11 protein-coding genes and 2 pseudogenes are annotated in these 12,247 nt (G+C 37.7%); 12 read left to right on the forward strand and 1 reads right to left on the reverse strand.

Features of this window, described 5'->3' with window-relative positions:
• The first annotated feature begins 342 nt into the window (after positions 1-342).
• From QRN68_RS15275 to QRN68_RS15305, 7 genes and pseudogenes are all read left to right on the forward strand, one after another.
• A complete protein-coding gene (locus tag QRN68_RS15275; RefSeq protein ID WP_285397757.1) occupies positions 343-588 on the forward strand; it encodes a hypothetical protein in 246 nt (81 codons plus the stop codon).
• 24 nt (positions 589-612) lie between these two features.
• Positions 613-1,185: pseudogene (locus QRN68_RS15280) on the forward strand (histidine phosphatase family protein).
• 103 nt (positions 1,186-1,288) lie between these two features.
• A complete protein-coding gene (locus QRN68_RS15285; protein ID WP_285397758.1) occupies positions 1,289-1,462 on the forward strand; it encodes a hypothetical protein in 174 nt (57 codons plus the stop codon).
• A 181-nt stretch (positions 1,463-1,643) separates the two neighbouring features.
• Positions 1,644-2,231: a DJ-1/PfpI family protein gene (locus tag QRN68_RS15290; protein WP_285397759.1), complete on the forward strand. Its 588-nt coding sequence runs from the start codon at positions 1,644-1,646 to the stop codon at positions 2,229-2,231.
• Positions 2,232-2,536: 305 nt separating this feature from the next.
• Entirely contained in the window at positions 2,537-4,612 is a 2,076-nt protein-coding gene (locus QRN68_RS15295; RefSeq protein WP_285397760.1) for a serine hydrolase domain-containing protein, read from the forward strand.
• 115 nt (positions 4,613-4,727) lie between these two features.
• A pseudogene (locus tag QRN68_RS15300) lies at positions 4,728-5,001 on the forward strand (replication protein); the annotation flags it as partial.
• A 378-nt stretch (positions 5,002-5,379) separates the two neighbouring features.
• Positions 5,380-5,520 carry a hypothetical protein gene (locus QRN68_RS15305; RefSeq protein WP_285397811.1) on the forward strand — a complete coding sequence of 47 codons (141 nt, stop codon included), beginning with the start codon at positions 5,380-5,382 and terminating at the stop codon, positions 5,518-5,520.
• Between the two features lie 198 nt (positions 5,521-5,718).
• Here the strand turns inward: QRN68_RS15305 and QRN68_RS15310 are convergent, their stop codons facing one another.
• The gene (locus QRN68_RS15310; protein ID WP_285397761.1) at positions 5,719-6,108 is read right to left on the reverse strand and encodes a spore coat protein; all 390 of its coding nucleotides are present in this window, start codon (positions 6,106-6,108) and stop codon (positions 5,719-5,721) included.
• Between the two features lie 391 nt (positions 6,109-6,499).
• Between QRN68_RS15310 and QRN68_RS15315 the strand changes: the two genes are divergently transcribed.
• The 5 genes from QRN68_RS15315 to QRN68_RS15335 all read left to right on the forward strand — a co-directional run bounded on the left by QRN68_RS15315 (position 6,500) and on the right by QRN68_RS15335 (position 11,803).
• Positions 6,500-6,925: an acyl-CoA thioesterase gene (locus QRN68_RS15315; RefSeq protein WP_068984419.1), complete on the forward strand. Its 426-nt coding sequence runs from the start codon at positions 6,500-6,502 to the stop codon at positions 6,923-6,925.
• 11 nt (positions 6,926-6,936) lie between these two features.
• Positions 6,937-7,311: a DUF423 domain-containing protein gene (locus tag QRN68_RS15320; RefSeq protein WP_285397762.1), complete on the forward strand. Its 375-nt coding sequence runs from the start codon at positions 6,937-6,939 to the stop codon at positions 7,309-7,311.
• Positions 7,312-7,626: 315 nt separating this feature from the next.
• Positions 7,627-8,943, forward strand: a complete 1,317-nt coding sequence (locus tag QRN68_RS15325; protein ID WP_285397763.1) for an SPFH domain-containing protein — start codon at positions 7,627-7,629, stop codon at positions 8,941-8,943.
• Between the two features lie 14 nt (positions 8,944-8,957).
• Positions 8,958-10,061 carry a TFIIB-type zinc ribbon-containing protein gene (locus QRN68_RS15330; protein ID WP_285397764.1) on the forward strand — a complete coding sequence of 368 codons (1,104 nt, stop codon included), beginning with the start codon at positions 8,958-8,960 and terminating at the stop codon, positions 10,059-10,061.
• 536 nt (positions 10,062-10,597) lie between these two features.
• Positions 10,598-11,803, forward strand: coding sequence for an EAL domain-containing protein (locus tag QRN68_RS15335; protein ID WP_285397765.1), 1,206 nt, complete (start codon positions 10,598-10,600; stop codon positions 11,801-11,803).
• The last annotated feature ends 444 nt before the right edge of the window (positions 11,804-12,247 follow it).

Below are 12,247 nucleotides of genomic sequence, written 5' to 3' on the forward strand. Positions count from 1 at the left end.
ACAAGCTCTTTCTATCAAAGAAATCAACCACATGTTATGATGAAGAGCTTGTAGCATAGGGCTACTCGATGCTCGCTCGCAGAAAGCCTTGCTCTGTGCGACAGCGACAAATGTTTTATCTGTGCGAAAGCGAAGCGACAGCAACAAAGCGAGTAGCCCGTAGCGGAAATCAGATCCTTCTAATTTAATCAATGTGGATAAAAATGGTTAACCAACACACCTGATTTTGGATATTAGTTGGTTGGAATGGAGACAGGGCGACTCCGTGGGGATAAGCATCACAGATGAGACCCTGCAGTGAAACGAAGCGGCTCATCGGATGCCCCCAGGAAGCTTTGCTCTGTGCGAAAGCGTAGCGGCAGCAATTGTTTTATCTGTGCGAAAGCGAAGCGGCAGCAACAAATGTTTTCTGTAGCGAAAGCGAAGCGGCAACAACAAATGTTTTCTGTAGCGAAAGCAAAGCGGCAGCAACAAATGTTTTCTGTAGCGAAAGCAAAGCGGCAGCAACAAATGTTTTATCTGTGCGAAAGCGAAGCGTCAGCAACAAAGCGCCAAGTCGGAATGGAAATCAACCACACGTTATGGTGATGAGCCAAAACTATAGGAGGCTTTATGAGAACATATATATATTTGGTTCGACACGGTGATTCTCCAAAATATGGGGATGAAAGAACAAGAGATTTAACTGAAAAAGGCAGATTAGACGCTCAACGAATAACTGATATATTAAAAAAAGAAGGCATTGATGTTGTTATTTCAAGCCCGTATCGTCGTTCAATCCTAACTGTACAGAAAGTAGCAGAACAAATTGAAAAAGAAGTAATTGTATTTGAGGACCTTAAAGAGTGAATTTTTAATGCTGAAGACACGCGAATGTCTGACAAGGACTTATTTCCTTTATTAGAAAAGTCATTTTCTGATTCAAACTTTGCTTTACAGGGAGGAGAGTCTAATGCTGACTGCCAGAAACGTGCTATAAAAGTCTTAAAAGATATAGTAAACATATATCAAGGACAGAAAGTAGTGATTGGTACGCATGGGGCTGTTATGACTTTAATGATGAGGTATTATGACAGTAAATACGATTTAAACTTTTTACTTCAAACAACGAAACCAGATATATACAGAATGGAATTCGAAGGGCAAGAATTGGTGGAAGTAAAAAGATTGTGGGAAATTTCTTAGTTTTAAATACACAAGTCAGTGTAGTAGTTGGAAATCGAATTTGAACTAATGGTCCTTTTAAATTATGCTGCAATTTTAGTGAAAAGAAGGTAGATTATTTTTTATGTACTCAGGATTTGAATGGTTACCTAAAAAATGGGGAAAAAGAAAAGTTTCGGAAAAGTTTTTTCAAGCAAAATTTACTGAAGAAGGTAAAGGGATAACGATTATTACGTATGCTATAGATTTATATGTTATATCTATTCCTTTAGTTGTAAAAAAATATAATTCACTTTAATACATTGAATGACTTAAAGGATGGTAACATAACGATTGATCGTTTGGTAGGAGCATATATTAAGATTCATCAAAGACGTTGTAATAGAAACGGTTAGTCATAATACTTTAAATTTCCTTGATTATCCTTTTTATTGATATAATAGAAATGTTTTAATATTAAAATAACGGAGGAATAGGGAATGAAAATTGCAATTGTCTGTTTCGATAACTTCACTGATATAGATGTTTTTTTACCATGGGATATATTAAATCGTGTACGTCTAGTTGGTGGTATGTCTGAATGGGATGTCCAACTATTAGGAACAGAAACAACTCATATATCTATGTCAGGTTTGAGAATACCAATGACAGGAGACATATCCGAGATCCCTTCTGCTGACGCTGTTATTTTTGCCAGTGGTAAGGGTGTACAAGACTTATATAAAAATCAAGAATATTTAGATAAAATTATTTTAGATCCCCAAAGACAATTAATAGGCTCTATGTGTTCAGGTGCTCTACTACTGGGAGCTAAAAATTTGTTAACAGGCAAAAAAGCAACTACATATCCATCTGTAGTAGATCAACTAAAACAATTTGATGTAGATGTCATTGAACAAAGTTTTGTAAATGAAGGCAATATCTCTACTGCTGCTGGTTGTTTTGCTGCACAAGATTTATCAGCTTGGATAATAGGAACTCTTGTTAATGAAACAATGGTTGACATTGTACTAGAAACTGTTCAACCAGTAGGTAAAGGTTTGTATTTCCAAAAGACTCAAATATAACTCCTTTAAAAGACAAGTGGAAAAAATTACTTATCAGTCATCAAAACAAAAGACCAGGTGCTAAATTGAGCATCTGGTCTTTTTAATTTACTTAGTCATAATCAACCATAAGTCTTAAGCCCGGTATGGTATCAGTCTATCATTGTATTTACGAGCTAATAAAACTTTGATATTCTATTTATGGAAAATATTTCTTTCCTAAGGGGGTAATCTGGATGTTAAAGTGAACAAAAAAATTTTTTTGTGGGGGCATTAATTATTGTTTTAGGAAGTGTATATCTAGAAATCAAGGGGGCAATTCTTTTATGAAAAATAAACTATCTGCGGTGTTAGCCGCAACATTAGCGTTAACGATGAGCCTACCAACAGGGGCGATGGCGTTTTCTAGCAATCAGACTACGGTTGTGGCTAGCCAAGAATTAGCTAGTCAAGAACTGAAAAAGATTGCGGCAGAGAAGGCTACTCTACTCACGAAGTCCTATGAGACGACTAGCGTGCAGTATGCGTTAATTGATAATGGCAAACTTATTTTGTCGGGGCAGACAGGCAAGAACGATATGAATGGGAAACAGCCGCTGACCAAAGATACCCTATACGGGATTGGTTCAGTCAGTAAAATGTATGCAACGGCGGCTGTAATGAAATTGGTCGACGAAGGAAAAGTCGATTTGGATGTTCCTGTCGTCCACTATGTTCCTGATTTCAAGATGAAAGACGAGCGTTACAAAAGCATTACGCCACGTATGCTGTTGAACCACTCCTCCGGCTTGCAAGGTAGTACGCTTAGTAGTTCATTTTTATTTAAAGATAATGATACCTATGCGCATGATAACTTGTTGCAGCAATTGTCCAACCAGCAATTGAAGGCGGATCCTGGCGCGTTCTCGGTATACTGCAACGATGGCTTTACGCTAGCCGAGATTATGGTGGAAAGAGTCAGCGGTATGAGCTTTACCGAATTTATACATCAACGGTTTACAAAACCCTTAAAGCTAAATCATACGAAAACGCCGCAGGACAAATGGGAAGACGATAAGCGGGCTGGACTTTATTTTCCAACGTACCAAGGGCAGCTTCCTGCTGAATCGGTGAATGTGATTGGTACGGGAGGAATCTCTTCCACAGCAGAAGATATGGTGCGATTCTCACAAATATTCATGGGACAGGGAAAAGGAATCCTCTCTGATAAGGCAGTCAAGGCGATGGAGCAAGAGGAATATAAAAAAGGAATGTGGCCTGGGGATGGAGATAATATTATCAACTATGGTCTTGGCTGGGATAGTGTGAAACTATATCCATTCAGTGAATATGGGATAAAGGGCTTGGCTAAAGGCGGAGACACGGCACTGCAACATGCATCACTGGTCGTACTTCCTGAGCAGAAGATGGCAGTGGCTGTGTTGTCATCCGGCGGTAGCAGCACTACAAATCAAATGATGGCGACTGAAATACTGCTCGCTGCGCTTAAAGAGAAGGGCGTAATTAAGGATATCAAGCCGAACAAATCCTTTGGTAAGCCGGTCAAGGCCAAGATGCCTCATGAAGTAGCAAAGAAAGCGGGTTTTTACGGCAATAGTTTCAGTCAATTCAAAATAGAAATTACGAAGAATGGTGAACTGATTTTACCATCTAATCCAGAAGAAAAATATGTATATACTGCGGATGGAAGCTTTATTAATGAGAAAGGTACCTCCAAGCTCAACTTCGTCACTGAGAAGAATAGACGAACATATTTGAGGGAGAGCACATTTATATCGCTGCCAGGTTTAGGGCAAGAAGCGATGACTTACTATTTAGGCGAGAAACTAGAAGACAACGCGCTATCGAAGGAAACCGCTGCCGCATGGGCGAAGCGGGAAGGCGTCAATTTCTATCTTGTGAGCGAGAAATTTAGTTCTATGCAATATTTAATGATGCCTACCAAACAAATTAATAGTAAGGAAGGCATGGAGGGCTATTGGGAAAGCAGAAAAATTACAGGCCCTAACACGGCGATGCATCAGCTCCAAATACCTGTGATGGGTGGCCGTGATACGTCGGAAGCCCGTTTCTATACAGAAGGCGGCGATGAATATATGGAGATGTCCGGATATTTATACGTAAGTGAATCCAACGTAAAACCGCTGGATGTAAGCCAATCATCCAAAGTTACGCTTCAAGCAAATGGGCATGCGAAATGGTTTACGATCCCGCAAGAGGCAGCAGGGAAAACGATGACCGTGGCGTTGCCAGAGAAGAGTGCGTTCGCAGTGTATGATGAGGAGGGTGTATGCGTCAATTTTACTGTTGTGAGCGGCAATAACAAAGTAAAACTACCGAAGAACGGAACGGTTGTATTTGCTGGCGCGCCGAACTCCAAATTTGAAATCACGTTGAACTAGCTACAATTCAAAGTATTGTAAAAGCTGGTATCGCAAATGGATATTCTGATGGTACATTTAAACTATATAAACCTTTAACTCACGCTCACATGACATTGTTCTTAAAACGTAGTACTTCTTCCTGTATTTGCTGACAAATGAAAGTACAACTCAAATTGGAATCTATCAAATTACTAAAAAGCAAATTGCTTTTGATATGGGTTACTCAATGGAAAGTGCTGGTGCTTTGCATCAACGCTTTAGGGACCACCACAAGATTATTAAATACAATGAGGAAACTCGTGAAATAGCTATTAAAAACTGAGGCAAATACAACCTCAATCGTGGAGGTAAACCAATCCTAGATTGCGTGAGATCAGAATTAAAAGAAGTGAAAGACACTTCACTTATTCAATGGGGTGGAGAAGGAATTCCAAATGATTCTGTAAGTATCGTCTACGAGTCGTATTACGATACGTCACACGATACGCATAACGTTACGTCAGAAAATGAAGAATCCAGTATGTAAATTGTAATATAAAAAAAGCCGCAGCGTCGTCACACGCTACAGCTCAGAAAACTGCTATGTATGGTATTGAGGCAGCATTACCAAAGGCAAGTGGTGGTACGAGCGATCCAGTATTTATGAAGTTCAAAGACGTGTATATTCAATGAATCATCGCATCAGTGAATACGAATATAAGGTTGCTGAGGTGCAAAAGCGAATATCGTTAGTACATGGAGATCGTGAGAGGGAGATACTTCATAGGCTACTTAATGGTGATAGTATGCGAGCGATTGGTAAACACATGAAGCTCTCTAGTACTACTATCTTCAGGGGTAGATACAATATTTTGAATCAGATGATGGAAAAGGAGGAAGAGACAGCAATAGCTGTCTCTTTTTACTATTTAAATAATTCAAAATAAACTGTAACCCATTTATTCCCAAAAAGTACATCGCTATATAAAAGTGGTATACTAATTATTTAATATAATGTGTGACATTAAAGACAACCTCTTGATATTACAGATTTATAACATTCACTTGTCTTTAATTTTACAGAGTATGATCGCTTGTTTTTTGTACTATAAAACCAGTATTGAGTAATGTATCACAATTCTCATTTAATTAATAAAATCTTGAGGAATACATTCACGAACACCAGAATTTCTCATTGAGTTAAATAAAGCTGCGCCGATTCTTAATAAAACATTGTTATCTGTTCCATTTTCTAAATCATAAATTACGTAGTATGCATTATCAACTGTAAAAATACATTTTCGTTCTAATTTAAATCCAGGTGGTACAGGTGGAAGAGTAATAACTGGTCGAATCACAGGTGTATCTCCTTCATTTCTAATAAAATTGAAAGTTTGTTGGTCAATCTCATAGATATTAACTGGATCAATCTCTACACCTTGAGCTGGAATTGTAACTTCATCTTCAACTAATAGGAAAAAGCGTTCGTTTCGAAAATTGAAAAGACTTCTCGCTCCAATTTCAAATGATGCCATTTTATATTCACCTCCTATTCTATATCATATTTTATTCATATCGAAAACAGTTGTTTGGACGAAAAGGAAGGTGTAATGAAGAATAATTAAAATAACCATTTATAGTAGTTGTTCTATCATGGCAGCTAAAGAAGCAAACGTTGAATACATGGGAGTTGTTAAATATCGATTGTAAGAAGAAGATAATCCTCAAAATGGATTCTACAAAAGTACAGCAAATAAAAGATTTTATACGAGTTTATATGGAATAGAGATAAACATATATGAAATTTGTTTTTCTAATAATCATCACACTTAATCGAACCATTATTTTTCACCTTACAAAAATCAATAGAGCAAAAACCCGCCAAATCAATATTTTTACGCTATAATGAATGACGAGGTGAAGAAAATGTTTGTAAGTGAGAAACAAATAGAAATTCGATATGCTGAGACCGACCAAATGGGCGTGGTGTACCATGCAAACTACATCATTTGGATGGAGATTGGACGCTCACAGCTAGTAAATGATGCAGGCTTTGAGTATGCAGCGTTAGAAAAAGATGGTTATGTATCGCCGGTGATGGATTTATCCATTTCTTATAAGGCAGCTATGCATTATGGCCAAGTAGCAACTGTGCGTACATGGGTGGAAAAGCATGATCGTTTACGTACAACATATGGCTATGAAATTTTACATGAAGATGGAACGATAGCTGCGACTGCTCAGTCAGTACATATTTTAGCCCATAAAGATACGTTACGTCCGGTATCGCTAAGTAAAATTGATCCGGCTTGGGATGCGAAATACAAAGAAATCGCATGTGAAACGAAATAGGAGACGGAAGTATGGAAATTTTATTAGCTTTAGGGGCTATTATGGCTTGTCTTGGTGTTGTGCTAGGTGCTTTTGGGGCACATGCACTAAAAGATAAATTTGCGTCACCACATTATGCGGCCATTTGGGAAACTGCGGTGCAATATCATATGTATCATTCATTAGGCTTACTGGGACTTGGTATTTTATCTAGCGATGCTCTTTTAGGAGCTTCTAGTATGCTTTCTTGGGCAGGTTATTTAATGTTTGCTGGTATTGTGTTTTTCTCTGGCAGTTTATATGTATTAGCCGTTACAGGTGTGAAAAAGCTTGGAGCGATTACACCAATCGGCGGTTTGTTGTTTATAATTGCCTGGGTGCTTGTTGCTATTTCTGCATTTTCTTAAGAAACGCTAAGATCCACTATAATTATGATTGAGGTAGTTCCTATGGAGCTATCTCTTTTTTTATAAAGAAGGCTAAAAAATGAAACAAATTGTCCTTATTGTACGTACTACATAATGATTAGATTATTTCTAACTTCTTTTAGCGAGTGTTCAAACACACGCTGAAATAGAGAACGCAGGCTAAGAACTTCACGTCCTGTGAAAACGCCTGAGTGACCAACGTCGTGTGGACCTAAAGCTTCACGCAATGATGTCGAGGTATTATTGATATGATAAAATAAGTGTTAAGTATATAAGTTGAAGGTGGGAATAACTATGGGTTTATTAAAAGCAGGAGTTGGCGCATTAACGGGTGTTCTAGAAGATCAATGGCGTGAATATTTCTATTGTGAGTCACTCTCATCAGATGTTCTTGTAGCAAAGGGTGTTAAACGTACTTCTAAACGAGGATCAAATAAAGGCAATGACAATATTATTAGTAATGGCTCTATTATTGCAATTAATGAAGGTCAATGTATGATGATTGTCGAGCAAGGGAAAGTAGTGGAGTTCTCTGCGGAGTCTGGGGAGTATGTTTATGATACATCAACAGAGCCTTCGATTATGTATGGCAATGATTTGTCCGAAAGTATTATGGAAACATTCAAGCAAATTGGTAAACGCTTCACATTTGGAGGAGAACCTGCAAAGGATCAGCGTGTGTACTATTTTAATAAAAAAGAAATCGTCGGCAATAAATACGGAACACCAGCACCGATTCCATTCCGAGTTATAGACCGTAACATAGGCCTAGATATTGATATTGCTATTCGTTGTCATGGCGAATATTCATATAAAATTGTCGATCCATTATTATTTTATACAAATGTTTGTGGAAACGTAGAGCGTGAATTTACAAGAGACGCAATCGATAGCCAATTAAAAACAGAGTTAATGACTGCGTTACAGCCAGCTTTCGCACATATTTCAGCAAGTGGAGTACGCTATAGTGAAATTCCTGCACATACAGTTGCTTTAGCGGATGCTCTCAATAAAGTATTGTCAGAAAAATGGTTATCAACTCGTGGTCTAGCGGTTGTATCATTTGGCATTAGTTCTTTAAAAGCATCTGAAGAAGATGAGGCGATGATTAAACAATTACAACGAAATGCCGTAATGCGTGATCCAGGTATGGCTGCGGCTCATTTAACGGGTGCTCAGGCGGAAGCGATGATCGCGGCAGCAAATAATGATGGCGGTGCAATGGCAGGATTTATGGGCATGAACATGGCAGCTCAAGCAGGCGGTGTTAATGCAGGACAGCTTTACCAAATGAATGAGCAAAATAAACAGGTAGCCCAGAAACAACAAAAAGCGACGACTTCTGGTGCATGGAAATGTGCTTGTGGCCATGAAAACACTGGTAAATTCTGCTCGAATTGTGGTACAGCAAAACCTGCCGAAGAGGGCTGGACTTGTACATGTGGTACTATCAACAAAGGTAAATTCTGTAGCGAATGTGGTGCTAAAAAACCTTTAGGAGCATTACAATACGTGTGCGATAAATGTGGTTGGCAGCCAGAAGATCCTGCAAACCCACCAAAATTCTGTCCAGAGTGTGGCGATGTGTTTGATGAAAATGATGTTAAGTAAGGAGATAACTAGTGATGACAACGCAAGATGCTGAAAATGTTAAACAAGTAAAGCTTGATTTTGACGCTGAGTGTCCATCATGTAGTGCATCTATTGAATTTAATCCAGCAACAGGAAAGCTAACATGTCCTTATTGTGGCTATGAGTCAGAAATTGCAGCCCCAGAAAAGCAAGAGGAAAAAGTTGCCCAGGAAATGATTTTCGCAAATGCTGAAGAACGTGGGAATTTTGACTGGGGTGTTGAGAAAAAAACAGTCATTTGTAAATCCTGTGCGGCAAAAACGATTTATGATGCATTACAGGTAGCCGATAGTTGCCCATATTGTGGTTCTAATCAGGTTATGGAGGCTAGTGCTGAAAATACACTAGCACCGAACGGGGTATGTGCATTTGAAATAACAGATAAGCAAGCAGGTGAAAGCTTCCAACGATGGATTAAAGGAAAATGGTTCACCCCGAAAGCTGCAAAAGATAGTGCAAAGCCTGATTCGTTTAAAGGGGTTTATCTTCCTTATTGGACTTTTGATACGAAAACAAGCTCAAGGTATTCCGCAAGTTACGGTAGACATCGTACAGTTACAGATAAAGAAGGAAATACTCGAACTGAAACAGATTGGTATTCCACAAGTGGTTTTTATCAGGAATTTATTGACGATCATTTAATAAGTGCAACAACCCGTTATGATCGGAATATGATGCGAAAAATAGAACCTTTTAATTTACTCGATAATAAAGCCTATAAGCCAGAATATGTAGCTGGGTTTTTATCAGAACGCTACAGTATTGGTTTACAGGACGGGTGGGGTCAAGCAAAGAGAGAAATACATGATCATCTGAATGCACAAATTACTTCAAAAATCCGTTGGGAACAGAATGCAGATGTTGTATCCAATTTATGTTTCTCTACAACACATGATGATATTACATACAAATATCTTATGTTACCAATCTGGCTTTCTTCATTCCGTTATAAGGAGAAAATTTACCGATTTATGGTGAACGGACAAACGGGTCATGTAGGTGGAGATGCTCCGATTTCACCGCTTCGTGTTACATTTGCTGTAATCTTATCCTTAATTACAATTGCGATTATTTGGTATTTCTTTATGTCAGAATAGTCATGAGCAGTATTCCGGAAGGGTATAATTCATACTTTGGAATACTGCTTTTTTACTATGAGTAGAAGGGGAAACGCCAGTACAAAAATAATATCATCTATATTAGTGGGTGAATGACTGAATATTTTAAGTAAATTGGATGAATAGCTCTAATTATCACGGCTTTCACTTCGGTTTGTTGCATAAATTATGGTGATAAAGAAATTTTTTTCGTTTTTACACAGCAGTACATGATAAAAGCAGTTTTAGATGACGGCATTATCATTTAATGGTATATTTTCGGCAAAATGTGATTTGACATTAGTGGATGATTTCAGGTATTAGACTTTAGGGTTACTGAAAAACTGTGAAAAATGAATGGACGGCTAACTTTTCAGAACAGATATTTCCATCAAATATTGCCAAGTGAAGTTGCGAATTTACTTTAAACAAATTAATATACAGTCAGAGAGCTTTTTTTCATGTAATGAGCTGTGAAAGTAATGCTATTCTTGAATAACTGTTATGGAGTTATTCATGATATGGAGGTTTCGACAATGGACGCAATTGAAGTGTTAACAAATTTAGATCAAATACATGGGTATTTTCAACCTATATTTAGCGCGGATGCGCATACGGTGATTGCCTACGAAATTTCCGGACAGTTACAAATCGAGGGTCAACAAATTAATTTAAAAGATTTTGTAAATAATGAAGATATTCCAGAAGAGTACCGTATTGACATGGAACATAAAATTCTACATGCTGCATTAGAAAAAATAGGAGAGATTGCACCGGATGTTGATATTTATATTCCAAGTAATCCGAACATACTGATGCAGGATTTCGGAGAAAGTCACTTTAATATTATTCAACAATATATAAGTGAAGAAGAGTTACATCGTATTGTATTAGTTGTTTCTGAACATCGTTTTCTAGGTGACATTCATAAGCTACACCATGCACTACGTTACTTTACGACATTTGGTGTGAAAATTGCCGTTCAGGAAGTGGGAGCGGAGAGTCATTTAGAACATATTGCTCTATTATCCCCACAAATTTTAAAGGTGAATATTCGAGATTTAAATTATGATTCTTGGTCTGCACAGTCTGATATGATATCAGCAATAGGGAGCCTCGCTTATAAAATTGGTGCAAACCTCTTATTTGAAGGAATCGAAACCGTTTATCAATTACAGTTTGCCTGGAAAAATGGAGGGCGCTTCTATCAAGGACGATACTTAGCAAATCCTGCAATGACATTTGTAGAAAAGGATATTTTAAAGGAGCGATTTAAAGAGGAGTGCCAGCAATTTATTACATCTGAAAAGAAAATGCTTGAAGCGCAATATTTTGAGCTGAAAAAATTGAGAGAGGAGCTAGAAGCGATTGTCCATCGTGTTAAACCTTCTAGTGACAACATCTCACATTTAGAGCATTTGGCACAGCTGTTGGATAGTTATTCATTCCGATTATATATTTGTAATGAAGATGGCTTCCAACTATCTCCAAACGTTATGCGTATAGATGGACAGTGGGAATTGCAGCCTAGAGCTATTAATAAAAACTGGAGCTGGCGTCCATATTTCCTACAAACAATCATTAAAATGCGCAACGATCAAAGCGGGGAAATTTCAGAGCTTTATCGAGATATTGAGACAGGGGAAATTACAAGAACGTTTTCGATTGCTATTAACGAACATGAGTATTTGTTCGTCGATCTTTCCTATGATTACCTTTATGAGCACAATATATTTAGATAGTCTTTTAAATGCTTATAGAATCAAGGTTTCAGGGATGCAAATTATGTTTGCACCCAAAATGGCACATCTAGTACACATCAAACAGCAGAAAATGTAACGGATGTTCTAAAACATCATTTTGGCTGGGTTTCTTACATTGAGCCAGAAGGTAAGTTATGACGAGTTAAAACAGGTACATTCACTGGTGCCGAAGCAGCCAAAGAAGGAGCTGAAAAATAGAGGTAGCAAAATTAGCGCAGAAAACAAAAATTGTAGCTGCATAATAATTGTTCAGATTTTGTTCAGGTTGTTGTGTTATCTTATTAATGAAAGATTTCATATCTTTACTTTAACCTAAACTTCAACAAAAAGCCCAGGTACTCAATTAATTTGAGCCTGGGCTTTTTATTGTACAACACCAAACGTAATACCTTGTAAGTTTAATTGTATTTCAAAAAAACCTCC

It is taken from the genome of Lysinibacillus sp. fls2-241-R2A-57 (assembly GCF_030209535.1).
In the GTDB taxonomy this organism is placed as follows: Bacteria; Bacillota; Bacilli; order Bacillales_A; family Planococcaceae; genus Lysinibacillus.

Bases quoted from the DNA above. Each gene is read 5' to 3' on its own strand.
- QRN68_RS15285 (WP_285397758.1), top strand. From the start codon at position 1,289: ATGTACTCAGGATTTGAATGGTTACCTAAAAAATGGGGAAAAAGAAAA.
- QRN68_RS15290 (WP_285397759.1), top strand. From the start codon at position 1,644: ATGAAAATTGCAATTGTCTGTTTCGATAACTTCACTGATATAGATGTT.
- QRN68_RS15295 (WP_285397760.1), top strand. From the start codon at position 2,537: ATGAAAAATAAACTATCTGCGGTGTTAGCCGCAACATTAGCGTTAACG.
- QRN68_RS15305 (WP_285397811.1), top strand. From the start codon at position 5,380: ATGCGAGCGATTGGTAAACACATGAAGCTCTCTAGTACTACTATCTTC.
- QRN68_RS15310 (WP_285397761.1), bottom strand. From the start codon at position 6,108: ATGGCATCATTTGAAATTGGAGCGAGAAGTCTTTTCAATTTTCGAAAC.
- QRN68_RS15315 (WP_068984419.1), top strand. From the start codon at position 6,500: ATGTTTGTAAGTGAGAAACAAATAGAAATTCGATATGCTGAGACCGAC.
- QRN68_RS15320 (WP_285397762.1), top strand. From the start codon at position 6,937: ATGGAAATTTTATTAGCTTTAGGGGCTATTATGGCTTGTCTTGGTGTT.
- QRN68_RS15325 (WP_285397763.1), top strand. From the start codon at position 7,627: ATGGGTTTATTAAAAGCAGGAGTTGGCGCATTAACGGGTGTTCTAGAA.
- QRN68_RS15330 (WP_285397764.1), top strand. From the start codon at position 8,958: ATGACAACGCAAGATGCTGAAAATGTTAAACAAGTAAAGCTTGATTTT.
- QRN68_RS15335 (WP_285397765.1), top strand. From the start codon at position 10,598: ATGGACGCAATTGAAGTGTTAACAAATTTAGATCAAATACATGGGTAT.